The sequence below is a fragment of the Nocardia cerradoensis NBRC 101014 genome, assembly GCF_000308535.1.
Classification (GTDB): Bacteria; Actinomycetota; Actinomycetes; order Mycobacteriales; family Mycobacteriaceae; genus Nocardia; species Nocardia cerradoensis.
The window spans coordinates 1-23,708 of the sequence record NZ_BAFW01000109.1; the positions used below are offsets into that span (position 1 = coordinate 1).

Annotated in this window: 21 protein-coding genes, 1 tRNA gene and 2 pseudogenes; 8 read left to right on the forward strand and 16 right to left on the reverse strand. The window is 67.4% G+C overall.

The genetic code is table 11. The features are described from left to right. The first annotated feature begins 73 nt into the window (after positions 1–73). On the forward strand, positions 74–1,528 hold the full coding sequence (locus ON23_RS11605) for a helicase HerA-like domain-containing protein (protein ID WP_373282185.1): 1,455 nt from the start codon (positions 74–76) through the stop codon (positions 1,526–1,528). A gap of 55 nt (positions 1,529–1,583) precedes the next feature. Here the strand turns inward: ON23_RS11605 and lysA are convergent, their stop codons facing one another. The 6 genes from lysA to ON23_RS11635 form a co-directional block, all read right to left on the reverse strand. Then, positions 1,584–2,927: a diaminopimelate decarboxylase gene (gene lysA, locus ON23_RS11610; RefSeq protein WP_039778110.1), complete on the reverse strand. Its 1,344-nt coding sequence runs from the start codon at positions 2,925–2,927 to the stop codon at positions 1,584–1,586. A 145-nt stretch (positions 2,928–3,072) separates the two neighbouring features. After that, complete coding sequence (gene cmrA / locus ON23_RS11615) at positions 3,073–3,864, reverse strand: mycolate reductase (RefSeq protein WP_039778111.1); 792 nt, start codon at positions 3,862–3,864, stop codon at positions 3,073–3,075. Positions 3,865–3,875: 11 nt separating this feature from the next. Beyond that, on the reverse strand, positions 3,876–4,478 hold the full coding sequence (locus ON23_RS11620) for a VOC family protein (RefSeq protein WP_039778112.1): 603 nt from the start codon (positions 4,476–4,478) through the stop codon (positions 3,876–3,878). Beyond that, on the reverse strand, positions 4,478–6,529 hold the full coding sequence (locus ON23_RS11625) for an NADPH-dependent 2,4-dienoyl-CoA reductase (RefSeq protein WP_039778113.1): 2,052 nt from the start codon (positions 6,527–6,529) through the stop codon (positions 4,478–4,480). The genes ON23_RS11620 and ON23_RS11625 overlap by 1 nt, the downstream gene beginning before the upstream one ends. 4 nt (positions 6,530–6,533) lie before the next feature. Continuing rightward, positions 6,534–7,136, reverse strand: a complete 603-nt coding sequence (locus tag ON23_RS11630; RefSeq protein ID WP_051042451.1) for a PadR family transcriptional regulator — start codon at positions 7,134–7,136, stop codon at positions 6,534–6,536. 199 nt (positions 7,137–7,335) lie between these two features. After that, entirely contained in the window at positions 7,336–7,953 is a 618-nt protein-coding gene (locus ON23_RS11635) for a TetR family transcriptional regulator (protein ID WP_083903856.1), read from the reverse strand. Between the two features lie 169 nt (positions 7,954–8,122). On the opposite strand from ON23_RS11635, the gene ON23_RS11640 reads away from it, so the two are divergent. The 3 genes and pseudogenes from ON23_RS11640 to ON23_RS39955 all read left to right on the forward strand — a co-directional run. Next, the gene (locus tag ON23_RS11640; RefSeq protein ID WP_083903855.1) at positions 8,123–9,232 is read left to right on the forward strand and encodes a ferredoxin reductase; all 1,110 of its coding nucleotides are present in this window, start codon (positions 8,123–8,125) and stop codon (positions 9,230–9,232) included. 44 nt (positions 9,233–9,276) lie between these two features. Continuing rightward, positions 9,277–10,431, forward strand: a complete 1,155-nt coding sequence (locus ON23_RS11645; RefSeq protein WP_039778116.1) for a fatty acid desaturase family protein — start codon at positions 9,277–9,279, stop codon at positions 10,429–10,431. Continuing rightward, positions 10,432–10,614, forward strand: a pseudogene (locus tag ON23_RS39955) (hypothetical protein); the annotation flags it as partial. 144 nt (positions 10,615–10,758) lie between these two features. Here ON23_RS39955 and ON23_RS11655 read toward each other — a convergent pair. Continuing rightward, a complete protein-coding gene (locus tag ON23_RS11655) occupies positions 10,759–11,301 on the reverse strand; it encodes a DUF4254 domain-containing protein (protein WP_039778118.1) in 543 nt (180 codons plus the stop codon). A gap of 358 nt (positions 11,302–11,659) precedes the next feature. Between ON23_RS11655 and ON23_RS11660 the strand changes: the two genes are divergently transcribed. Next, a complete protein-coding gene (locus tag ON23_RS11660; protein WP_039778120.1) occupies positions 11,660–11,992 on the forward strand; it encodes a hypothetical protein in 333 nt (110 codons plus the stop codon). Positions 11,993–12,149: 157 nt separating this feature from the next. Here ON23_RS11660 and ON23_RS11665 read toward each other — a convergent pair whose 3' ends face one another. Genes ON23_RS11665 through ON23_RS11675 form a run of 3 tightly spaced genes read right to left on the reverse strand, consistent with a single transcriptional unit; the run spans position 12,150 to position 14,936 of the window. Next, entirely contained in the window at positions 12,150–13,319 is a 1,170-nt protein-coding gene (locus ON23_RS11665) for an ABC transporter ATP-binding protein (RefSeq protein WP_223273171.1), read from the reverse strand. Continuing rightward, on the reverse strand, positions 13,316–14,137 hold the full coding sequence (locus ON23_RS11670; RefSeq protein ID WP_039778121.1) for an ABC transporter permease: 822 nt from the start codon (positions 14,135–14,137) through the stop codon (positions 13,316–13,318). Before ON23_RS11670 ends, ON23_RS11665 begins: the two co-directional genes overlap by 4 nt. Further along, on the reverse strand, positions 14,130–14,936 hold the full coding sequence (locus ON23_RS11675) for an ABC transporter permease (protein WP_039778122.1): 807 nt from the start codon (positions 14,934–14,936) through the stop codon (positions 14,130–14,132). The genes ON23_RS11670 and ON23_RS11675 overlap by 8 nt, the downstream gene beginning before the upstream one ends. Positions 14,937–15,144: 208 nt before the next feature. Between ON23_RS11675 and ectB the strand changes: the two genes are divergently transcribed. After that, entirely contained in the window at positions 15,145–16,401 is a 1,257-nt protein-coding gene (gene ectB, locus ON23_RS11680) for a diaminobutyrate--2-oxoglutarate transaminase (RefSeq protein WP_039778123.1), read from the forward strand. A gap of 116 nt (positions 16,402–16,517) precedes the next feature. On the opposite strand, the gene ON23_RS11685 is transcribed toward ectB, so the two are convergent. The 6 genes from ON23_RS11685 to ON23_RS11710 form a co-directional block, all read right to left on the reverse strand. Next, positions 16,518–17,423, reverse strand: a complete 906-nt coding sequence (locus ON23_RS11685) for an aromatic prenyltransferase (RefSeq protein ID WP_039778124.1) — start codon at positions 17,421–17,423, stop codon at positions 16,518–16,520. 283 nt (positions 17,424–17,706) lie between these two features. After that, positions 17,707–17,782, reverse strand: a tRNA-Gly gene (locus ON23_RS11690). Positions 17,783–17,869: 87 nt separating this feature from the next. Then, positions 17,870–19,084: a DUF445 domain-containing protein gene (locus ON23_RS11695; protein ID WP_039778125.1), complete on the reverse strand. Its 1,215-nt coding sequence runs from the start codon at positions 19,082–19,084 to the stop codon at positions 17,870–17,872. 111 nt (positions 19,085–19,195) lie between these two features. Further along, on the reverse strand, positions 19,196–19,639 hold the full coding sequence (locus ON23_RS11700; protein ID WP_039778126.1) for a nuclear transport factor 2 family protein: 444 nt from the start codon (positions 19,637–19,639) through the stop codon (positions 19,196–19,198). 37 nt (positions 19,640–19,676) lie between these two features. Continuing rightward, positions 19,677–20,018, reverse strand: coding sequence for an MmcQ/YjbR family DNA-binding protein (locus ON23_RS11705; protein ID WP_039778127.1), 342 nt, complete (start codon positions 20,016–20,018; stop codon positions 19,677–19,679). Between the two features lie 57 nt (positions 20,019–20,075). Further along, positions 20,076–21,461 carry a dihydrolipoyl dehydrogenase family protein gene (locus ON23_RS11710; RefSeq protein WP_039778128.1) on the reverse strand — a complete coding sequence of 462 codons (1,386 nt, stop codon included), beginning with the start codon at positions 21,459–21,461 and terminating at the stop codon, positions 20,076–20,078. 220 nt (positions 21,462–21,681) lie between these two features. Between ON23_RS11710 and ON23_RS11715 the strand changes: the two genes are divergently transcribed. Both ON23_RS11715 and ON23_RS11720 read left to right on the forward strand, forming a co-directional pair. Next, positions 21,682–22,938 carry an amidohydrolase family protein gene (locus tag ON23_RS11715; RefSeq protein ID WP_039778129.1) on the forward strand — a complete coding sequence of 419 codons (1,257 nt, stop codon included), beginning with the start codon at positions 21,682–21,684 and terminating at the stop codon, positions 22,936–22,938. After that, positions 22,935–23,708 (forward strand): annotated as a pseudogene (locus ON23_RS11720) (indolepyruvate ferredoxin oxidoreductase family protein); the annotation flags it as partial. The gene ON23_RS11715 and the pseudogene ON23_RS11720, both read left to right, overlap by 4 nt.

Genomic DNA, 23,708 nt, shown 5'->3' on the forward strand with positions numbered 1-23,708 from the left:
GAGAAGGATTCGGTAGCGCAGCAGATCGCGGCGGGTTACGCCTTCGAGGGGGCGGGCCCTGGAACTGGGCGCGGTGGTCGTCGACGGGGAGATCGATCCGGCCGCCCGGGTGCGGATTCCGATGCGCACGCTGAACCGCCACGGACTCGTCGCCGGCGCCACCGGAACCGGGAAGACCAAGACCCTGCAGGGCATCGCCGAGCAGTTGTCCGCGGCAGGCGTCCCGGTGGTGCTCGCCGATGTGAAGGGCGATCTGTCGGGGCTGGCGCAGCAGGGCGAATCGAACGACAAGCTCGCCGCCCGGGCCGCGCAGACCGGTGACGCCGACTGGGCGCCGCACGGATTCCCGACCGAATTCGTCTCTCTCGGCACCGAGGGGATCGGCGTGCCGATTCGCGCAACCATCACCTCGTTCGGTCCGGTTCTGCTCGCTAAGGTGCTGGGACTCAACGACACTCAGGAATCCACCCTCGGGCTGATCTTCCACTGGGCCGACACCCGCGGGCTGGCACTGCTGGACCTGAAGGATCTGCGTTCGGTGATCCAGCACCTGACCAGTCCGGAGGGGAAGGAGGATCTGAAGGGGATCGGCGGGGTGTCGGCCGCGACGGCCGGGGTTATCCTGCGTGCCCTGGTGAATCTGGAGGCCGACGGCGGCGACACCTTCTTCGGTGAGCCGGAACTCGACCCCGCCGATCTGTTGCGGACCGCCGGCGGGCAGGGCGTGATCACCCTGTTCGAACTCGGATCGCAGGCGGCGCGGCCGGTGTTGTTCTCCACGTTCCTCATGTGGGTGCTGGCCGATCTGTTCCAGACTCTGCCCGAAGTCGGCGATGTCGACGAACCCAAGCTGGTGTTCATCTTCGACGAGGCGCATCTGCTGTTCGCCGACGCGTCCAAGGCGTTCCTGGAGCAGGTCGAGCAGACGGTGAAACTGATCCGCTCCAAGGGCGTCGGCGTGTTCTTCTGCACGCAACTGCCCACCGATGTGCCCAATGCGGTGCTGTCGCAATTGGGTGCGCGGATCCAGCACGCATTGCGCGCGTTCACCCCGGACGATCAGAAGGCGCTGTCGAAAACGGTGCGCACCTACCCGAAGACCGCGGCCTACGACCTCGAAAACGCCCTCACCGCACTGGGTATCGGCGAGGCGATCGTCACGGTGCTGTCCGAACAGGGTGCGCCGACGCCGGTGGCCTGGACCCGGTTGCGGCCGCCGCGGTCGCTGATGAACACCATCGGCGACGACGGCATCCGCTCGCGCGCGCAGTCCAGCTCGCTGTTCGAGAAGTACGGCCGCACCGTGGACCGGGAATCCGCCTACGAGATGCTGGCCGCGAAAGTCGTTGCGGCCGAACCGGAACCGCAGCCGGTGCCGCAGGGCTCCGGCGGGCGGGTGTCGGAACCGGACGTCTCGGCGGCGGAGCGGATCATGAGCAATCCGGCGGTGAAGAGCTTCCTGCGTTCGGCCGCCTCGGCCGCGGGCCGCGAGATCAGCCGCAGCCTCTTCGGCACCCGCAAACGCTGAGCAGCCCCGGACGCCGGACGGTACTCCACCCCCCGGCGCCGAGACTCGTTGCCGCTCAGCCCAGATCGCGGAGCAGCAGATCCTCCGCGGTCTCGCGCCGCACCAGCTCCCGCATCCGGCCGTCACGCAACGCGACGATCGGCGGCCGCCCCACACCGTTGTAGGCCGAGGCCAGGCTGTGGTGGTAGGCGCCGGTGCACGGCACGGCCAGCAGCTCACCGACACGCAGATCCGCGGGCAACCGGATATCGGTGGCGAGGATGTCACCGGCCTCGCAGTAGCGTCCCGCCACGGTGGCGGTGACGGTCGGCCCGGTGGGGTGCCGGCCCGCAACCACCGCGTCGTAGCGAGCCCCGTAGAGGGCGACCCGCGGATTGTCGTTCATTCCGCCGTCCACGATCACGAACGTCCGGCCGCCCGGCACGTGTTTGATCGCCGTCACCCGATAGATCGTCACGCCGGCGCGAGCGACGATGCCGCGACCCGGTTCCATCGCGATCACCGGACGGGGGAAGCGATTTCGCGCGCACGCCGCGTCCAGGGCGTCGTCGATGATGTCGGCCAGTTCGGACAGATCGAGTTCCGCGTCGCCGGGGCGGTAGGCCACCGCATGGCCGCCGCCCAGATCGAGCTGGGTCAGCAATACGCCGTAGTCGTGCCGGACCTCGGCCATCCGCGCGACGAGCCGCCGCACCGCTTCCCCGTAATGGTCGGGATCGTGGATCTGCGAGCCGAGGTGGCAGTGGAAGCCGCGCAGATCCAGCAGGGGATGGTCGATGAGCGTCCGGATCGCCTCCTCGGTGGTCTCGTCGTGCAGGGCGAAGCCGAATTTCTGATCACTGACCCCCGTGCGCACGGCCGGATGTCCGTGCACGTCGATATCGGGCGTCAGGCGCAGCAGCACCTGCTGCGGCCGGTCGACGATCGCGCCCAGCAGGCTCACCTCGGTGAGCGAGTCGATCACGATCCGCCCCACACCGGCGCCGACCGCGTATTCCAATTCGGCGAAAGGTTTCCCGCTGCCGTGCAGAATGATTCGCCGCGGGTCCACCCCGGCCGACAGGGCGATCGCCAGTTCGCCGGCCGAGCACACGTCGATGCCGAGGCCCTCGTCGGCGACCAGTCCGGCGATCGTGCGGGTCAGCAGAGCCTTTGCGGCGTAGAGGATTTCGGCATCCGGGAAGTGTGCGCGGTAGGACCGGCAGCGGGTGTGGATCTCGGTCTCACCGATCACATATGTCGGTGTGCCGTAGCGGTCGGCGACATCGTCGAGGGCGACTCCGTCGACGGTGATGCGGCCCAGTTCGTCGTAGTGCGTCCGGGACGGCCACACGGTGGTGTCCAGTCGCGGGGACGCCATCCCCGAACGGAGGGACGGGAAGATCTCGAGCAACGTCACGGCGTGTCTCCTGTGGTGCCCCGCTTTCTCCTCGACTGCGGGGGTCACTGTCAGGACTACGCCGGTGCCAGGCGCCGGAACCGTCTCGATACGCCGTCTTGACCAGCGGCGCCGCGATCTTGACGCCGCCCTGACACCCTGTTGATCAGCCCGCCAGCTTCTTGTAGAACGAGCCGACGATCGGCGCGGTGAGCGCCCGCGGCGCGTACTGGCCGGCGACGCTCATACCCTTGCTGATCAGGCCGGGAACGACGCGCATCTTGTTGCGCGCCAGGGCGTCGATGGAGATCTTCGCGGTGTAGGCGGCCGACACCCAGATGAAATCCGGGATCTTGCTGCCGACCTCGTCCTGATCGGGGTTGTCGGTGCGTACCGGGCCGGGCGCGAGCAGCGTGACGTGCACGCCGCTGCCGGTCAGTTCGCCGCGCAGCGATTCGGAGAAGGTGTTGGTGAAGGCCTTGGTCGCGGCATAGGTGGCGTTGTTGGGGATGGCCATGTTCCCGGCCGCCGAACCGGTGATCAGGATGCCGCCGCCGCGCGCGAGCATGCCGGGCAGCACCGCCAGGGTCAGATCGTGGACCGCGACCGCGTTCAGTTCCATCACCGAGCGTTCGACGTCGGCGTCCAGGTCGGCGACGGCGCCGAAGGTGGCGACACCGGCGTTGTTGCACAGGATGGCGATCTCACGACCGGCCAGCTCGGCCACCAGCGGCGCGCGCTGTTCGCGATCGGACAGATCCACCACGCGAACCTCGGCGGTGACCCCGTAGGTGTCGGTCAGTCGCTGCGCCAGCTCGGCGAGCAGATCGCCGCGCCGGGCGACCAGGATGACCGAATAGCCGCGTTTGGCGAGCTCCTCGGCCAGAGCGGTTCCGATTCCGGAGGAAGCTCCGGTGACGACGGCACGGTTGTCGGCGGTGGGTGCAGGCAAGCTCACGGTCGCCGAGCCTAGCCGGACTTCGCCTCGCCGCGGGGCTTGGGCTCGAGGAAGGCGACACCCCAGTCGATATGCCCGTGCCACACCCCGGCGATTCGTCCGCCCTGCACCGCCGGCTTCGGATCACCGACCGGGCCACCGGCCGCGCGGACCGCGGCCACCGTGGCATCGAGATCCGGAGTGCCGAAGGCGACGCCGACCAGCGCGGGCCGCTTCGTGGGAGCGGCGACGACCTCCAAGAACGCCTCGCCGACCCGGTAGAAGGCCATTTCCGGGCCTTCCGGGCCGCGCGGGTGGAAGCGCCGCCGCGGGCCGATTCCCAGCACGGCGTTCAGCGCGGCGACGGATTCGTCGAGATCCGGTACCCAGTAGACGACGTGGTCGACGAACGTCACCCCGTTGGGATGGGCCGACGCGGTCTCCACGTCGTGCAGCAGTTCCGGCACACCCAGTGTCGCCGCGTCGGCCTCGATGCCCTCGAACCCCCACCCGGTGCCGACCCCGAGCGTGCAGGAGATCCGACCGATTCGCATCATGCCGTCCTCGACCGCGAATCCCAATGCGGCCCAGGACTTCTCGTCGCCGGGCAGCCCTAGCCGGGTGAGGATCGCCATTACAGCGCCGCCGCCAGCCGGGTGCCCTGGTCGATGGCCCGCTTGGCATCGAGTTCGGCGGCCACGTCGGCGCCGCCGATCAGATGGATACGCACTCCGGCTTGCCGGAGCGGCTCGACCAGATCGCGCACCGATTCCTGTCCGGCACACAGGATCACGGTGTCACATTCGACCACGGTGGGACGATCCCGCGTGTCACCGAAACTGATGTGCAACCCGCGATCGTCGATACGTTCGTAATTGACGCCGCCGATCTGTTCCACGCCCTTCGCCTTGACCGCCGCGCGATGCACCCAGCCGGTGGTCTTACCCAGGCTCTTGCCGAAGGGCGTCGACTTCCGTTGCAGCAGGACGACATCGCGGGGAGCGGGCGAGGGACGCGCGGCGGTCAGCTGGCCCGGCGCCTCCGGATCGTCGGCGGTGACGCCCCACTCCTGCTTCCACTCGTCGAGTTTCAGCGCCGGATGCCCCTCCACGGTGAGGAATTCGCTGACGTCGTAACCGATTCCGCCGGCGCCGATCACCGCGACCTTCTTGCCGACCGGCTTCTCCTCGCGCACCAGTTCGGCGTAGGTGAGCACCTTCGGATGATCGATACCCGGGATGTTCGGGATGCGCGGGCGCACGCCGGTGGCGACCACCACGCGGTCGTAGCTGCCTTCGATCAGTTCCCCGGCGCTCACCCGGCGGTTCAGGAATACCCGCACCCCGGCGAGTTCCAGTTTGCGGGTGAAATACCGGATCGTCTCGTTGAACTCCTCCTTGCCCGGAATCCGGCGCGCGATATCGAACTGGCCGCCGATCTTGTCGTCGGCCTCGAACAGATCCACCTTGTGGCCGCGCTCGGCCAGGTTCACCGCCGCCGACAGGCCCGCCGGTCCCGCGCCCACGACCGCGATGCGCTGCATCCGCCGGGTCGGCAGCAGCCGCAGTTCGGTTTCGTGGCCGGCCCGCGGATTCAGCAGGCAGGACACCGTTTTGTGGACGAAGGCGTGGTCCAGGCAGGCCTGGTTGCAGGCGATGCAGGTGTTGATCTCGTCGTCGCGGGCGGCCTGCGCCTTGGCGGCCCATTCCGGGTCGGCCAGCAGCGGCCGGGCCAGCGACACCAGATCGGCGTCGCCGCGGGTGAGGATCTCCTCGGCGGTCTCGGGCATGTTGATCCGGTTCGAGGCGCAGACCGGAATGTTCACGCGCGCGGTAATTTTCGCGGTGAACTCGACGAAGGCGGCGCGCGGGACCGAGGTGACGATCGTCGGCACCCGCGCCTCGTGCCAGCCGATGTCGGTGTTGATGATGCTGACGCCCGCGGCTTCCAGTTCTGTTGCCAGCGCGAGGATTTCGGGCTCCGTCTGACCGTGCTCGACGAATTCGGCCATCGACAGCCGGAAGACGATGACGAAGTCCGTACCGACCGCGGCCCGGATCCGGCGCACGATCTCCAGCGGGAAACGCCGCCGGTTCTCCGCCGACCCGCCCCAGCGATCGGTGCGCTTGTTGGTGCGCGGCGCGAGGAACTGATTGATCAGATAGCCCTCCCCGCCCATGATCTCGACACCGTCGTATCCGGCGAACTTCGCCAGCCGCGCACAGCGCACGTAGTCCTCGATGGTGCGCTCGACGCCTTTGCCGGAGAGTTTGCGGGGGCGGAACGGGTTGATCGGCGCCTTGATCGAGGAGGCCGAAACACTGAACGGCACATAGGCATAGCGCCCGGCGTGCAGGATCTGCAGGGCGATCTTGCCGTCCTCGGCGTGCACCGCCCTCGTGATCGCGCGGTGCCGGTAGGCCTCGGTCTTGTTGGTGAGTTTGGCGCCCAGCGGCAGCAACCAGCCCTCGCGGTTGGGTGCGTAGCCGCCGGTGATGATCAGGCCCACGCCGCCGCGGGCGCGCTCGGCGAAATAGGCGGCCAGCCGGTTGGTATCCCAGGCGCGATCTTCCAGCCCGGTATGCATCGAACCCATGACCACGCGGTTGCGCAGCGTGGTGTGACCCAGGTCGAGCGGCTCGAACAGGTGGGGGTACGAATGCGGCGAATCGGAATTCGCGGTCATGGGATCACCTTTCGGAAACGGAATCCGGTTGCGGGGCTGAGGCTTCCGGGTCGGATGACGACGAACGCAGCACACCCCGCAGCCCGGCCAGTACCTCGTCGCACCATTCGACGAAGCCGATCTCGACCCGGATTCCGCCCCGCAGCACCAGATACTGGTAGAGCGCGGTGCCGGTGAGCCGGTCCGGAGCGGGGAAATCCTTCTTCTCGATGAGGCGGTACAACTCCAGCCGCTGGGCGTGCTGGTCGCGATGGCGTTCGACCTCGGTGCGCAGGGCTCCCAGATCGCCGTGTGCGGCGGCGCGGATCTTGACGCCCAATTCGCTGCGTAGCGGACCGATATCGTCGGTCGGCTCCGCGATCCAGCGCGCCAGTTCGGCGTGTCCGGCATCGCTGACGGTGTAGACCTTCTTGTCCGGCCGCCCGTCCTGGGCGATCGCCTCGCCGGTGACCCAGCCGCGTTCCTCCATACGCTTGAGCACCCGGTAGATCTGCTGATGCGTTGCGCTCCAGAAGAATCCGATCGATTTGTCGAATCGGCGCGCCAGTTCGTACCCCGAACCGGCTCGCTCGCTCAGCGACACCAGCAGCGCGTGTTCGAGGGCCATGCGGTGAGGTTAACCGATACCCGCTGTACTATGCAACGTGGTGCATATTCCCGACCGGGGGAGCCGGAACTGCGAGAACCCTGTGAGCACGTGCCGTTTTCTGTATCATCACCCGCGGTGCTCTGCACTATCTCGGATACGGGAAGGGCGCCTCGCACGGCCGCGAGGCCCGCGGGGCGTCCTTCTGTACGAGGGGCGCTCAGGCGGTGCGGGGTTTCCAGGCGGCCATGCCGAGGGCGATCATGCGGACCTGGCCGACGGTGCGGTCGACGACGAGGGGGCGCTCGCGTAGCGGGGCGGCGACGAAGTCGGCGATGTGGTCGGCGACGGTGGAGACGATCAGGTCGGCGGCCAGTTCCAGATCGTCGGTCGGCCAGGCGTCCAGCGCCGGGATTCGCGACATGTCGACCACCAATTCCCTTGTGATCAACTGCATTTCGGATGCTATCGCGGTGCGTAGCGCCGGTGCGCCGCCGTGGCGTTCGCGGATCAGGAAGCCGTAGAGGTCCTCGCGGCCGGCGATCTGCGCGAAGACGAATCGCACCGTTTCGGCCAGGCGCGCATCCGGGGTGCGGCGCAAGTGCCGCAGCGCCAGGCGCAACTGTCGCACCCCCTCGTCGACGAGGGCGGTTCCCAATTCGTCGAGGGAATCGAAGTGGCGATAGAAGGCGGTGGGCACGATCCCGGCCGAGCGGGCGATCTCACGCAGGCTCAGCGCCGCGAATCCGCGCTCGGCAGCCAGGGTCAGCGTGCCGTCCAGCAGCGCTCGCCGCGTGCGCTCCTTGCGCTCGACTCGGGTTTCGGCCTGCTCGCTCATCTCGCTGAGCATACATCCGTTCACGATGGGTCCATTCGGGGAGATGTTGCATCGGTCACACCAGATGCAGGTTGAACTATTGCGGTACCGCCAGGCACACTAGTTCAGTGTACAGATGTGCACCGAAAAAGGTGCACGCGATCAAACGACGAAGGCTGGGGAGAACCGCATGGTGGGACTGCTCGATCTGGTCCAGACACTGACCTCGCCGCACCCGCTCGACCGGTATCTGGAGTTGGTGCGACCGACACTGACGCTGCGCGATATGCGGGCCGAGATCATCGGCGTGGACAGGTCGGTGCCCGGTTCGGTGACCCTCACACTCCGTCCGACCCGGCAGTGGACCGGGCACGAAGCCGGTCAGTTCGTGCAGGTCGGCGTGCTGATCGACGGAGTGAAGCACACCCGCTGCTACTCGCCGATCGATGCCGAGAGCGGCCCGCGCCGCACCCTCACGCTGACCGTGAAGGCGCATCCGGAGGGGCTGGTGTCGCAGTATCTGCACCGGCACGCGAAGCGGGGGATGGTCGTGGACCTCGCGCCGGCCGCCGGTGTGTTCCGGCTGCCGGAGCAGCGGCCGGACAAGGTGGTGCTGATCAGCGGTGGCAGCGGTATCACGCCGGTGCTGTCGATGCTGTCCACCCTCGTGGCCGAGGGGTACCGCGGTGACGTGGTGTTCCTGCACTACGCCCGCTCGCCCGAGGAGGTGCCGCATCGGGAATTGCTCGCGGATATCGCCCGGCGCCACGACAATGTCGACGTCGTACTGGGCTATCCCGAACTGGCCCGGTCGGAGCGGCTGGACGGCGCACCGTGGAGCTGTGCGACCGTGCCCGGCGCGAAATTCCTCGACTACGACGAGCTGTCGCGCATCGCGCCGTTCTTCGCGACCGCGCAGACCTACGTCTGCGGCCCGCCGCCGCTGATGGAGTCCGTGCGCCGCATCTACCAGGCCGAGGGGCTCGACGACTGCCTGCACAGTGAGGAATTCGTCCTCACCGCCGCGCCGGCCGACGCCGCCGACGTGGAGGGCGTCACCACCTTCTCGGTGAGCGGCACCCAGTCGGAGAACACCGGTGCGAGCCTGCTCGAGCAGGCCGAGTCGGCCGGTTTGACGCCGGAGTTCGGATGCCGGATGGGGATCTGCTTCTCCTGCACGGCGGTCAAGCGGTCCGGCTGCACCCGCAATCTGCGCAGTGGCGAACTGGACAGCGATCCCGACCAGCCGATCCAGCTGTGCGTCAGCGCCGCGGTCGGCGACGTCGACATCGAGATCTGAGCCGCACCGAAAGTCGCACCGAAATCTGAAAGGGGAGAAAAGCTATGACCATACTCACCGAAACCGAGAACGGGCCGCTGGTCCTGTCGCCGGAACAGGTCGCCGAAATCGGCCGGGAGCTGGACGCGCTGCGCGACCGCATCACCGCCGATCTGGGGGAGCGTGACCGCGAATACATCTACTCGATCATCAAGGCGCAGCGCGGTTTCGAGATCGCCGGACGCGGCCTGATGTATTTGGGCTTCCTGCCGCCGTTCTGGCTGGCCGGGGTGGCGGCGCTGAGCCTGTCCAAGATTCTGGACAATATGGAGATCGGCCACAACGTCATGCACGGCCAGTGGGACTGGATGCGTGAACCGGGCCTGAATTCCCGTGTGTTCGAATGGGATACGGTGTGCCCGGCCGATCAGTGGAAACACTCGCACAACTACATGCACCACACCTACACCAACATCCACGGTCGCGACCGGGACATCGGCTACGGCGTGCTGCGCATCGACGAGGGTCAGCAGTGGAATCCGTACTACCTGGGCAACCCGGTGTACGCGCTGGCGCTGATGCTGTTGTTCGAATGGGGCGTGATGCTGCACGACCTCGAGGCCGACAACATCGTCAAGGGCAAGCGGAAGTGGTCGGATATCAAGCGCCTCGCCAAGGGACAGATCCGCAAGGCCGGCCGGCAGGTGCTCAAGGACTACATCGTCTTCCCGCTGCTGAGCGGCCCGCTGTTCGTCTCCACCCTGGCCGGCAACGTGACCGCCAACCTGGTGCGCAACGTCTGGGCGTACTCGATCATCTTCTGCGGACACTTCCCATCGGGCGTACAGACGTTCACCGAAGAGGAGACCGAGAACGAGACCCGCGGCGAGTGGTATGTGCGGCAGATGCTCGGCTCGGCCAATATCAGCGGCAGCAAACTGTTCCACGTGCTGTCGGGCAACCTGTCCCACCAGATCGAACACCACCTGTTCCCGGATCTGCCGGCCAACCGGTATCCGGAGATCGCGCCCGAGGTCCGCGCGCTGTGCGAGAAGTACGGCCTGCCCTACAACACCGGCCCGCTCAGCAAACAGGTCGGCTCGGTCTGGCTCAAGATCTGCAAGCTCGCCCTTCCCCCGGCCATCGTCGGGAAAGGCTCGCAGCCTGGTGTTATCGTGATGCGAGAGCGGCAGGCCGAGCCGAGCGAGGTGGGCGGGTAGATGATCGGAAAATTCGAGAGCAACAAGGATCTGATCCAGGAGCTGACATCCTCCGGGGCACGGCACGTCGGCAATATCGCAACGATCATCACCGGCACGGTCTCGGAAGTGACGCGCGAAATCGGTGACTGGATCACCGATGCCATCGAAATGCGGGAGGCCGCGGCTGCGGCACACCGTGATCGGGAGGCGGCGGCCGACGTGAACGCCGGGCGCGACCATCCCGATGTGCTGGTCGACGAGCCCGAGCCGACGCCGAATGTGAATGCGGCCCAGCCCTTCATCGATGCCGATGTGGACATCGTCGATCCGAAACGCTGAGCGGGATCAGAACACCGGCAGCCGGCGCCGGTGCTCGGCGATATCGGTGATCAGGTCCTTGTAGCCGTCGGCCAGTTCTGCGAGGCGCACCCAGTGCAGGTGTGCCTCGCCGTCCGGTGTGGAGGCTGCGAGCTCGTCGGCCGGATGGTTCGAGGCGGGCAGTCCGAGCGCATGATGGGCGGCGACCCATTTCCCGGCCATCCGGTCGATGACCGCACCGAGGGTTTCGGTGTGCAGCGAGGCGCCCTCGCGGTGCGCGATGTTGTCGGCTACCCAGACGTCGATACATTCGATCAGGCGGGTGCGGTCGCGATCGATGTGGCCGACCAATCGGCTGGCTCCGGCCACTCGGGCGCTCGAGGCCTTCGGCGCCTGCGCCTCCCGGTAGGCGTGCCGGCGCAATTCGTGGCAGCGGACCAGCTCCCGGGCCGCCTCGAGCACCGGATGGTCGCCGGGTGGCGGTGTCGTGGACCGGAATGCGCGCAGCAGCGCGGATACCGACGGAAGTGCGCCGGTCGCGTCGTTGTCACCGGCGTATGCGGTCGCCATCGTCTCCCACCCTCGTCTCAGCGGTCGGAATCTGGTTACGCCAGGGCCGAGGAGGTTTTCGGGGAGGGGCTCCCCTCGGCTCCGGCGTAGTCCCGCGGACTCGGACGCCGGCTGTTCGGTCGCACTGCTCACGGGTGTACGAACCGGGAAATCCGCGACGATGCGATAGACGTGTCCGAATGCGGGGACATATTCAGGAAAGCGTGTCCTGACTTGGCATGCAACGGTTGACGCGCCGAACACCCAAGGTGCCGGACAATTGTTATACGCATCACGCGGGGATCACATGATCGCGAAGATCCACCATCGGCGGCGCGGCGCCTGCGCGACCGGTTGCGGATGGCTAGCCTGAGGTTTTGTGCCCGCTTATATCTCTTCGCCGGAGCTGACCTTCGGCTTTCTGTTCGCTCTGGAAGATCCCGAGCGAATCGCCGAGGTGGTGCGAAATCTGATGGAGCGCCGCACGGTCTCGGTCTTCCGTCTGGCGCACGTCTCCGGCGCGGCCGGACCGCCGGAACGCTATGTCGTGAACTGGGCTGCCATTCCGCAGATTTCGATCACGACCGCCGCGCCGGACGCCGACGCCATGCAGGCCGAGCGGATCATGCTGGTCAACGCATTTCTGGGCGAGGGCGGTGAGGTCAGCTTGTACTCGGCGGACAGCAATCGCCCAGACGACAAGCGGCAGTGACGTTTTCCCATCGGCAGCACAAAGGTTTTCGTTACGGAGACACTCCACACAGTGGCTCTTACGTCCCTCTCAGCTATCGTCCAGCGGCGATTAAGTTCCGGCCAGCAGGGTGGGTTCTGGTCGATCGCCCGACACGGGGGTCGACGGCCTGTGCCCCCTACAGAGAGGTAGAAGCATGATTCCGGTCATCATCGACACCGGTAGCGCCGCGCTGAGCGGCATCCTCGACACCGGCAGCGCCGCCCTGAGCGGCGTTCTGAACACCCTGTTCACCGGGTCGTTCGGCGGCTGATTCCGGCTCGCCCCCGGGGATCGTGCCCCGGGCCACCGCCCCGGCGCCCGAGAGCGCCGGGGCGGTCCCGTCTCCGGCGGAGTAGATGCGGCGCACCACATCCTCGATATCGGGCTCCTCGATGGACAGGTCGCGCACCTCGACCCGGCTCGAGATGCCGGCGAGAAGCTGGGCGGCGGTAGTGATTTCGGGATCGAAGGCCAGCCGCTGCCGCATGCCGTCGGCCTCGGCCGCCAGCAGTGTCGCTCCCGCCAGGCCGGTGAGATCGTCGCTTGGCCGGGCCAGATCCACCACGAGGACGCGCCGCGCGCCGACGGTGCGCGCCAGGCCCGGCAGTGTGCCGTCGTAGGCGAGGCGGCCGTGGTCGACGACCAGCACCCGTTCGCAGAGGCGCTCGATATCGCCCATATCGTGCGTGGTGAGCAGCAGTGTGGTGCCGCTTTCCGCCCGTTCCCGGCGCAGGAATTCCCGCAGCCGCTGTTTGGAGAGCACGTCGAGGCCGATGGTCGGCTCGTCGAGAATCAGCAGCTCCGGCCGATGCAGGAGCGCCGCGGCGATTTCGGCGCGCATCCGCTGGCCGAGGGAGAGCTGACGCACGGGGGTGTCGAGGGTGTGTCCCATCTCGAGCTGTTCGACGAGTTCGTCCGTGCGGCGCCGCGCCGCGGCCGGTTCCAGGCGATGGATGGCGGCCAGGATGGTGAACGACTCGCGCAGCGGCAGATCCCACCACAGCTGTGATCGCTGCCCGAACACCACCCCGATCCGGCCGGCCAGTTCCCGTCGCCGGCGCACCGGGTCGAGCCCGCAGGTGCGCACCGTGCCGGAGGTCGGCACCAGGATGCCGGTGAGCATCTTGATCGTGGTGGATTTTCCGGCCCCGTTCGCGCCGATATAGCCGACGGCCGAACCGGATTCGATGCGAAAGCTCATCGAGTCGACGGCGGTGAGCACCTCGCGCACGTGCCCGCGGCGCCCCCGGCGGTTGCGCCGGAGCACGAATTGCCTGGTCAGTTCCGATACTTCGACGGTGTTCATCCGCCCCCTCCCTGGTAGTGGCGTACCCCGATGCGCCAGAGCGTCGCCGCTATTATCCAAACCCACAGTGCCGCAAGCGGTCCGAACCAGGCCAGCCAGGCGGGCAGCCACGGCGGGCCGGGAAGGCCGAGGAGGGCGATCGTGGGCAGATAGGCGACGAACGAGACCGGTATCGCGAACCCGAACAGCGCCCGCAGCGGGCCGGAGAACACCGAACTCGGTTGCTGGGCGGCGAAGGATCCGCCGTAGGTGAAGCTGTTGGTGAGTTCCGAACCGTCCACCAGGTGGAATTGCAGGCCCGCGGCGCAGACGAACAGTCCCGCGAAGATGGCGATCCCGCTCAGTGTGCTGCTCACCGCCAGCACGATATGCGTTGGGCTCCAATCGATATCGTTGCCGATCAGGCCGGCGATCAGGACCACCGCCGCGACGGTGGCCCGCGACAGCCGCCGCAGCGACACATCGCTGGTGATCAGCTGGAGCAGCAGGGGCTGGGGTCGCAGGTGGAAGGCGTCGAGGGTGCCCATCCGAATGTAGGTCGCGAGGGTGTCGGTGTGGCCGACCGCGATCTGCGCGAGCGCGAAACTCAGATTGGACAGGCCGAACAGCAGCAGCATCTGGGTCGAATTCAGGCCGCCCAGCGCCGTGACGTTGTGGTAGATCAGCCACATCTCCGCGAATTCGACGACACCGATCAGCAGGGAGGAGAACAGGTCGGTGGCGAAGGAGAGCGGATAGGCGCGTTGTGAGCGCATTCGCGAACGCAGCACGGCCACATAGGGGGTGAGCCTGCTGCCGTACGGTGCGAGTTCAGCCACCCTGCACCTCCAGTTTGCGCCGGCCCGCCGCGATCAGCGTCCGGCCGATGCCGATCGCGATGGCGATCCACAACATCTGCATGCCGATCACCGACCAGGCTGCCGAACCCGTTGCCCGACCGGACAACACATCGACCGGCCCCTGCAGCAGCCAGGGAAACGGGGTCAGCCGCGCGGCGGCGGCCAGCGGCGCCGGAAACAGGTGAACGGGTACGTAGAGGCCGGCGAAGAATGTGGACAGAATCTGGTAGAGCATCCGTATTCCGCGCGTCTCGATCAGCCAGAAACCCAGCAGGCTCACCGAGAACAGCAGCAGCAGTGAAAGGGTCACAGCCGCAACGACGCTGACGGCGCCCAGTAGATACGGCGCGAAGGTGCCGGGCAACACCAGCTGCGCGGTGATCAGACCGGTGGCGACCGACGGCAGGCCGCGCAACGCCAGCGTGCACGACGATCCGCCGAGATCGGTTGCCAGATAGAAGAATTGGATATCGATGGGGCGCTGCAGATCGACCGCCACATCGCCGGTGCGCACCCGCTCGGCGATGTCGTGCGGTGGGCCCATCACCCGCAGGGCGCCCAGCATGGCCTGCGACAACCACACGTACGCGCCGATCGACGCACCGGTGTAGCCACCGAAGCCCGGCGCGGAGCGCGCCGCCGTGATCATCACCGCGGCGCGGATGAGGCCGAAGACGACATTGGCGGCCAGGCCCGCGAAGACGGCCGACCGGTAATTCCATTGGCGCCTGAAGCCGGCGCCGAACAGACGTGAATAAACCCCCGAGAGTGCACGCACAAGTTGTCCAGAGTACGACGTGGTCGCCCGTTCGGCGAGCGAATTTCGAAGAACCGGAGCAGGGCAGTCCGAGCGGTCGGTATGGTCGTCGCACCCGAGGGCTGGATCGCTTTGCGCAAAACCTTGCCGCGACCTCCATCGCAGTGTTAGAAACAGTCATGTTTCACACTGGGGTCGCCGCGGTGGCTCCCGCTTCTGAGGACCGCCTATGACCACCGTTTTCGAAACGCTGGAATCGGATGTGCGCGGATACTGCCGGGTCTGGCCGACGGTCTTCGACACCGCTCGCGGCGCCTGGCTCCGCGACGAGCAGGGCCGTGAATACCTCGATTTCTTCGCCGGCGCCGGCGCGCTCAACTACGGGCACAACAATCCGCTGCTCAAGGCGGCGCTCATCGACTACATCGCGCGGGACGGGCTGACGCACGCCCTGGATATGGCGACGGCGGCCAAACGCGAGCTACTCGAGACGCTGCGCGATCTGATCCTGGCTCCCCGAGGTCTCGACTACAAGGTGCAATTCCCGGGTCCGACCGGGGCGAACGCGGTGGAGGCGGCGCTCAAGCTGGCGCGTAAGGTCACCGGTCGCACCACCGTGCTGAACTTCACCAACGCCTTTCACGGGATGACCCTGGGCGCCTTGGCGGTGACCGGCAACGCCGCCAAACGCGCCGGTGCGGGGGTGCCGCTGACCCATGCGCAGCCGCTGCCCTACGACGGCTACCTCGGCGATGGGGTCGACGAATGGGTGTGGGCGGAGCGCATTCTCGACGACACGTCCTCCGGGGTCGACAGGCCCGCCGCGGTGATCGTGGAGACCGTTCAGGGAGAGGGTGGGGTCAATGTCGCGGGCGTGCAGTGGCTGCGCCGGTTGTCGGAGCTGGTGGCGGCGCGCGGCATCCTCCTGATCGTCGACGATGTGCAGATGGGCTGTGGGCGCACCGGCCCGTTCTTCTCCTTCGAGACCGCCGGCATAGTTCCCGACATCGTGGTGTTGTCGAAGTCGATCGGTGGCTACGGCCTGCCGATGGCGCTGGTGCTGATGAAGCGGGAACTCGACCAGTGGGCTCCCGGGGAGCACAACGGGACGTTCCGCGGCAACAATCCCGCCTTCGTCACGGCACGGGCGGCGTTGACCCGGTATTGGAGCGACGACCGGCTCGAACTCGCGACCCTCGCCCGTGGTGAACGGGTGCGGAGGGTGCTGGCCGGCCTCGCCGACTCGGTCGGCGGATTGTCCACGCGCGGAAGGGGTTTGGTGCACGGCCTGGTCTTCGGCGACGCCTCCGAGGCGGGCAAGGTGAGCCGGGTCGCCTTCGAGGAGGGACTGCTGGTGGAGACCTCGGGTGCCTGTGACGAGGTCGTGAAATTGCTTCCGCCGCTGACGATTTCGGATTCGGAGTTGGATCACGGGCTCGAAATACTCGCGCGCGCTGTCGATATCGTCTGCGGCAGGCGCGGCTAGGGGGATCGGACCGTCGGCTGCCGACCCACACCCGGCAGCCGGCCGCGGGGCCGGGGTTTCCGCTGCGGGGCCCGGTCCCGCATCTTCGGGTGCGCCGCGCACGCCGACGAATCGGGCTATGAATCGGATGTCTTCATCTTGTCCAGGATTCTGGGCTGCCACTGGTAGAACCAGCTGAATTTGTAGGATTCTCCGGCGGGCGACGACGTCGCGGCGAAGGTGAATCGGCGATCGTTCGTGGCGAACGGGGCGTTGTCGGCGAGTTCCTGGAAGCGCGGATCGATCGGAATCGGGAGCGTGGCCGGATCCGGTGTGATCACCGGGAAGCACAGCCGCTCGATCCGGGAGGATTCCCAGCCGAACGTGGCGTATATGTCGAATGCCTTCGCGGTGAGGGCGAGGAATTGCGCGCTCGGTTCCGGAAATCCGGCGTCCCGATGCAGGGCGGCGACGGCCTCGGGTGCGAAGTGCTCGGCGGGCAGTCCGGGGAAATACACGTTCATCGTCTTGTCGTGGTAGTCGATACCGAGCAGGCCGACCTTGTCCGCCAAGCCGTGCCGGGCGAACATGCCGGCGTGGTCGGCGAGACCGGCCGGCATGGACGGGAGGGCGGCCAGTTCCGCCACGTTCCGGACGTCGTCGGCGGGAAAGAACGGCCAGATCTTCTTGAAACCGCCGGCGACGCCGACATCGATGCCGTAGCTGTCGACGGGGCCTTGTTCGCGGACCTGGTCCAGCAGGGACCCGATCGGATGATCGGCCTGCCGAATCAGTCCGTTCGAGCGCGCGATGTCGTAGGGGTCGATGTCTTTCGGCAGCGTGAGGAAGCGATAGTCGAGGTCTCCCGCACGACGGGCCTCGGTGACGACTCGGAAAGAGATCACCGACCGGGTGAGCATCGTGCCGAATGCGGTCAGGACCGGCCATACCGCGTCTCGGGTGCAGGGGACGTTCGCCAGCCGCGCGGATTTCTCGATGGCCACATACAGATCGTCCAGCGCGGATTCGGTAGTGGTGGACATGCGTCCTTCCTGAGAGGGTGCTACGAACAACAGCGCGGTGCCGCCGAGACGACGGCCGGACAGTCTGCGAAGTCGAATGCGGAACGCGCACTGGAGTTTACGAAGCGCGGTGGCCGACGGACTCCGGTCGACTGCCCGCTGCTGGGAGCCCCTCGGATCGGGATATGCGATCGCCCGTGCCGAACGAGGAAGGGGGCGCTCGGCGAAGCGGACATCGGATGCGCTCGAGCGAGAAGGATCGACGCTACCGGCGCGATACTTCCGTGGCGATCCGGTGCTTTCGTGGAGCGGATGACGGGATTCGAACCCGCGACCCTCACCTTGGCAAGGTGATGCGCTACCAACTGCGCTACATCCGCATCCCGCCTCGCGGCGGTGCGAGAAAAACATAGCCGATAGCGGCGCGCAACCGCGAATCCGCAGGTCAGCGCGCTGCGTAGGCGGCCTCAGCTGAGCAGGAGGTGGACCTGCAATTCACCCACCAGGAAGCCGAGCACACCGCCGATGGCGACCAGTTTCCACTCGTCCTGTTTGAACGCCGGGCGCAGCAGTCCTTCGTATTCGTCGTCGGTGAGCTGGCGGGTCTTCTCGATCACCAGGTTGCGCAGATCCAGCGTGCGCATCGCGTGGTCTTCGAATCCGGCTGCGGCACTGCGGATATAGGCCAGCATCTCGGGGACGATCTCGCGTTTGACCCGCGTGATGGAGTCGCCGGCGACGAGCATCACCAGCGGGCGGGCGGGTGCGGACTGGGTATCGATGAATTCGTCCATCCGCCGCGCCAGGATCGACGCCAGCCGGTCCGAACGCTCTCCGTTGAGGACCGCCTCGAGCATCTTGGCCGGGGTGAGGATTTCGGTCGCGATCAGATCGCCGTAGTCGACGCAGACCTGTTCGCGGCGCTTGTGGAACAGCCCCTGCCAGCCGATGCGGCCGAAGATCCGCCACGGCCGCACCGGCCGGAAGATCATCTGCAGCGCCAGCCAGTCGGTGACCAGGCCGGTGAATCCGCCGAACAGCGGCATCAGCCAGGAGGAGTGGGTGAAGGCCCAGGTGACCATCTGCACGAAGCCCAGCAGGGTGCCGAACAGCAGGCCGGAGCGCACGATGAAGCGCAGTTCGTGATGGCCCACCCGGCGCACCATCTCCACCAGCAGCGCCTTGTCGTTGACCAGGGTGTCGATGGCGATGGACCGCAGATCCATGATCTGGTCGAGGTTGGTCCGCAGGTCGGTGACGATTTCGTCGATGAGGTCGGGGACGTCGCGCTGGACGCGGCGGATCATCGCCTCACGGGCGAACTGCGGCATGGTCACCCACAGCCGCGGTTCGTAGCGCATCATCAGCTCGTCGACGGTGTGCGCGACGGCGTCGTCGAGCGGTTCGCGCAGGGTGGTGGTGAGTTCGGCGACGTCGATGCGGCCGAGGATCTCCTGCGGATCGATCAACCGGGAGAACATCAGATCCACCGCGATCGTCGCCATCCGCGGCGCCGCCTTGGGGATCACGCCCTGCCAGCCGAACCAGGGCGGTATGCCGCGGAATTCCAAGGGGCGGCACAGCATTTCGACGGCGACGAGTTTGGTGGTCCAGCCGATGAACGCCGCGATCACCGGAATCGAGCAGTAGAGCAACCAGTGCTCGGTGAAGTCGGCGATCACGCGTCCGCCCGGTGGGAAATCGGTGCACAGCGGTGATTCGGCGAACAGCGCCGCAGCGATGGAGAAGTGTCGAGCCGCACGCGCGAACTGTAACAGGTTCTAGACAGGCGCTTACTGGGAGCCGGGCGTGGCCGCCAGGAACATGTAGCTCTTCTCCTCGACCCGCCGCGCGATCCGCCAGGCGCCGTCGACGCGGGTGAAGGTGTCCAGGTACCACAGGCCGCACAGCATGAGGTTCTGCCGACCCTCCGCTCCGTCGAGGAGCATCGGGTTGTGGCACATGGTGCGGCCGGTGGCGGTGTCGCCGTCGACGGTGATCGAGGAGTTGCTGATCAGATGCTGGAAGGCGGGGAAGTTCGGCATCACGGTGGCGAGGAACTTCTTGATCTCGGGCAGTCCGCCGCTGGCGCCGCCCATGGCCGAATAGTCGATGTGCGCGTCCGCGGTGAAGACGTCGTCGAGCAGATCCCACTGCTGGGTGTCCACGGCATGGGAGTATCGGACCATCAGATCCTCGATCTCGATCCGATCCGAAATCTCTTGCAGCGACAGCATATTTCCTCCAGGGGTAGCGGCTCGGCGACGACGCGGGCTATTCGGGAGCCGCGTCGAAGGCGCGCACCAGCGTGCGCGGCGCCTTGTGTCGCCAGGCGTCGATGAGCAACTCGCTCAGTAGGCCGGTGTCGGCGGCGCCGAGGTCGACGCGGACCGCCGACAGGCGCCGACCCCACCACTTCTCCGCGCAGCAGTCCGGATATTCCGCGACCGCCTCCCGGATATCGGCTTCACTCGCCATCACGTGGGCGTGGTCGGGATCCGGCAGCGTCGCGAAGATCGCCTTGCGGACCCGGAACGACGGCATGTCGAAATGCGGCGCTTCGGTGGACTCGGGGAGTCCCAGCGCAATTCGCCGGACGTCGTCGGCATCGGCCATGGGCCGATTATGCGGCCGAATCCGTGCCCTCGCGGCCGGATCGGCGAGATGGGCCCACTAGCCGAGATCGGCGAGGGCGGCCTCGATCACGCGGTGGAAGGTGGGGTAGGCGTAGATCATCTCCCGCAATGTGGTGACCGGAACCCGGGCGTGCACCGCGACGGCCAAGGCGCTGAGCACCTCTCCGCCGACCGGGCCGACCGAGGTGGCGCCGACCAGAATGCCGCGATCGGCGTCGGCGACCAGCTTGACGAATCCGGCGTTGCCGGGCCCGTGGATCCAGCCTCGGGTCGAATCCGGAACCTCGGCCCGGCCGGTCCAGACGCTCAGGCCGGCCTCGCGGGCCTGCGACTCCGTCATCCCGACCGCACCCACCTCCGGTTCGGTGAAGGTGACATTGGGAACCGCGTGATACTGCGCGGGTTCGCCCGGGGAGCCGAGGATATCCGCGGCGGCGATGCGCGCCTGATACATCGACATGTGGGTGAAGGCGCCGTGCCCGGTGACGTCCCCGATCGCCCAGACTCCCTCGGCGGCGCGCAGCCGGTCGTCGACCCGGATGCCGTGCGCCTGCTCGTCCAGGCCGAGGGCGCCGACGCCCAATGCGGACAGGTCGGTGTAGCGGCCGGCGGCGACCAGCAGGCGCTGGGCGCGGATCGGATCACCGTTGCTCAGCCGCACGGTGAAATAGCCGCCGTCGTGGTCGATTCGGGTGGCCTCAACTCCGGTGCGGACCGAAATTCCCTCTTCGGCAAAGGTTTTCGCCAGCGTTTCGGCGGCCTCGGGCTCGGCGCGCGGGAGCAGCCGGCTGCGCACGACCATCGTCACCTCGGCTCCGAACCGGGCGAAGATCTGCGCGAATTCCGCGCCGACCGGTCCGCCGCCGAGCACGATCAGGGATTCGGGCGCCTCGGTGGTGGTCACCGCCTCGCGATTGGTCCAGTACGGGGTGTCGGCCAGGCCCTCGATCGGCGGAACGGACGGGGCGGTGCCGGGGTTCAGCACGATCGCGCGCAGGGCGCGGAACTCGCGCGGTCCGTCGGCGGTATCGACGCGGACCTGGCCCGGCTCGGTGATGCGCCCCCAGCCCCGCACGAAGGTGCCGCCGGCGGATTCGAACCGTTCGACCGCGACCTTGTCGTCCCAGTTGTCGGTCGCCTCTTCGCGGATCCGCTTCGCCACCGGCGCCCAATCCGCCTGTACCTGGGCGCTTCCCGCGAGTGTGCCCACGCGCCGTGCCTCGGCGAGGGTCTCGGCGGCGCGCACCATCATCTTGGTCGGCACGCAGGCGTAGTAGGGGCATTCGCCGCCCAGCAGCCGGCCTTCGACGCCGACCACCGCGAGCCCGGCACGCGCCAGTTCGGTCGCCACGGCCTCGCCTCCGGGGCCCATGCCGATGACGACGGCATCCACGGATTCGGTCGCCGGGGTTTCGGCGGGCATGCGATCACGCTCCTCTGATTCGGCTCGGTGGGGACGGCGGGGTCCCGCAGACCATGGTGACAGCTGGGACGCCGCCGGTGGGGGATCGACAGGTGCGGATCGTGGCATTTCGTTGCGCGGTCACCATGGTGGATGGATGATTCTCGAAGGTAAGAATTCGACTCTCGCAACCGTCGCGCCGATGATAAAGTAAGTACTCGCTCAGTACTGGAGGTCGCTGATGACAGAGCGAATGCTGCTGACCAATGGGCGGATCCTGACCTGCGGGGGTGATCTCGCCGAACGCCCGCGCGAGGGGTCGGTACTCGTCGAGGGGGATCGGATCGCGAAGGTCTCGATCGGCGCGGATATCGACGTCGATCCGGGAGCCGTGCGGGTGGTGGATCTGCGCGGCGCCACGGTGCTGCCCGGCCTCGGTGACGCGCACACGCATATCAGCTGGCCGCTGGATTTCGTCTTCGACCACGCGGCCGTCGCCGCGACACCCTCGGGGCGGCACATCCTCGATGTCGCCGCCGTGGCGAAGACCTATCTGCACAGCGGCTACACCCTGCTGATCGGCGCCGGAGCCACGCAGCCGCAGGACGATCTGCTCATCCACGACGCTGTCGAGCGGGGGCTGATCGCTGGGCCGCGCCTGATTCCCTGCGGGGCGATGATCGCCGAGCGCGGCGGTCTCGGTGGCGAGGAGGGTGGCCTGATGGAGGTCGTGGACGGTGTCCGCGATATCCGCGAGGTCGTCGCGCGGCAGTGCGACAGCGGCGTGCGTTCGCTCAAACTGTTCATCTCCGGCGACGGGGTGGTGCCCGCGCACCCGTCCGAGGACGTCTACATGAACGACGACATGCTCTCGGCGGCAGTCGACGTCGCGGACCGCTACGGCGCCTTCGTGACGGTGCACGCGCGCGGTGCGGCCAGTGTGGCGATGGCCGCGCGCACCGGTGTCCGCATCATCCATCACGCCTGCTTCCTCGACGACGAGGCATTGAGCGCGCTGGAGGCGAGGCGCGACGATGTCTGGGTGTGTCCGGGCCTGCACTATCTCTACGCCGTGGTCTCGGGCCGCGCGCGGGAGTGGGGGATCAGCGGGGAACAGGTCGAGGCGTCCGGCTATCGCCACGAATTGCGCGCTCAGATAGACGGATTGCACAAGTTGAAGGCCGCCGGCATCCCGATCCTGTCGGGTGGCGACTTCGGGCATCAGTGGACCCGGCACGGCACCTATGCGGCGGAATTGCAGCGCTACGTCGAGTTGATCGACATGTCGCCCATCGAGGCCATCCACACCGCCACCCGGAACATGGGCCCGGCCGCGCGCCTGGACACCGGTGAGATCCGAGCCGGAATGCTGGCCGACCTGATCGTCGTCGACGGCGACCCGACAGCGGATATCACTGTGTTGCAGGACCATTCGAAGCTGCGGACGGTGATCAAAGGCGGCGTCGTCGCCTACGTCGACCCCGAGGTCTATCCGTGACGGCTGCGACGCCGGTGCTGTCGGGAGTGCAGACCCTGGTGCGTCTGCTCGCACTGCGCCACGAACTCGACCTTCGCGACGGAACGACCACCGCCACCATGGTTTCCGGATATCCGGGATCGCCGCTGGGTGGTTTCGATCTGGAACTGGAACAGCACGACCCGCAGCGGCATCGCATCGTGCACCGGCCCGGACTCAACGAGGAGCTCGCGGCGGCCACCGTCTGGGGCAGCCAGATGGGCGCCGCCCTCGCCTATGACGGTGTCGACGGCGTGGTGGGTGCCTGGTACGGCAAGGGGCCGGGACTGGATCGCTCGGGCGATGTGCTCAAACACGCCAATGCGATGGGTGCCGGGCCGGGCGGCGGCGCGGTGGTCTTCTGTGGTGACGATCCGGCCGCGAAGTCGTCCACGCTGGCCTGCGACAGCCAGTACACCTTCGCCGACGCCGGGATGCCGGTGCTGTTTCCGGGTGATCAGCAGGACGTTCTCGACCTGGGAATGCACGCCTTCCGGATGTCGCGGTATGCCGGATGCTGGGTAGGTCTGAAGATCGTCACCGCCGTCGCCGACGGAATCGGCACGGTCGACCCGGATCTCGGACGCCACCACCCGGCCGAACCGCGGGTGAGCATCGGAGGGCGGATCTGGACGCATCGACCGCAGGCGACCATCGGCCCGCACGCGGTGCCCGGCCAGGAAGAGCTGATCAACGAGCATCGGCTGCGCGCGGCCCGCGCCTATGCCCGGCACAACGGCCTCGACCGGACG

What these genes read in the sequence shown, in the direction of transcription:
- ON23_RS11620 (WP_039778112.1), bottom strand. Translation starts at nt 4,478, where the DNA reads ATGGCGATCCTCACCCGGCTAGGGCTGCCCGGCGACGAGAAGTCCTGG.
- ON23_RS11625 (WP_039778113.1), bottom strand. Translation starts at nt 6,529, where the DNA reads ATGACCGCGAATTCCGATTCGCCGCATTCGTACCCCCACCTGTTCGAG.
- ON23_RS11630 (WP_051042451.1), bottom strand. Translation starts at nt 7,136, where the DNA reads ATGGCCCTCGAACACGCGCTGCTGGTGTCGCTGAGCGAGCGAGCCGGT.
- ON23_RS11635 (WP_083903856.1), bottom strand. Translation starts at nt 7,953, where the DNA reads ATGAGCGAGCAGGCCGAAACCCGAGTCGAGCGCAAGGAGCGCACGCGG.
- ON23_RS11640 (WP_083903855.1), top strand. Translation starts at nt 8,123, where the DNA reads ATGGTGGGACTGCTCGATCTGGTCCAGACACTGACCTCGCCGCACCCG.
- ON23_RS11645 (WP_039778116.1), top strand. Translation starts at nt 9,277, where the DNA reads ATGACCATACTCACCGAAACCGAGAACGGGCCGCTGGTCCTGTCGCCG.
- ON23_RS11655 (WP_039778118.1), bottom strand. Translation starts at nt 11,301, where the DNA reads ATGGCGACCGCATACGCCGGTGACAACGACGCGACCGGCGCACTTCCG.
- ON23_RS11665 (WP_223273171.1), bottom strand. Translation starts at nt 13,319, where the DNA reads ATGAACACCGTCGAAGTATCGGAACTGACCAGGCAATTCGTGCTCCGG.
- ectB (WP_039778123.1), top strand. Translation starts at nt 15,145, where the DNA reads ATGACCACCGTTTTCGAAACGCTGGAATCGGATGTGCGCGGATACTGC.
- ON23_RS11685 (WP_039778124.1), bottom strand. Translation starts at nt 17,423, where the DNA reads ATGTCCACCACTACCGAATCCGCGCTGGACGATCTGTATGTGGCCATC.
- ON23_RS11700 (WP_039778126.1), bottom strand. Translation starts at nt 19,639, where the DNA reads ATGCTGTCGCTGCAAGAGATTTCGGATCGGATCGAGATCGAGGATCTG.
- ON23_RS11705 (WP_039778127.1), bottom strand. Translation starts at nt 20,018, where the DNA reads ATGGCCGATGCCGACGACGTCCGGCGAATTGCGCTGGGACTCCCCGAG.
- ON23_RS11710 (WP_039778128.1), bottom strand. Translation starts at nt 21,461, where the DNA reads ATGCCCGCCGAAACCCCGGCGACCGAATCCGTGGATGCCGTCGTCATC.
- ON23_RS11715 (WP_039778129.1), top strand. Translation starts at nt 21,682, where the DNA reads ATGACAGAGCGAATGCTGCTGACCAATGGGCGGATCCTGACCTGCGGG.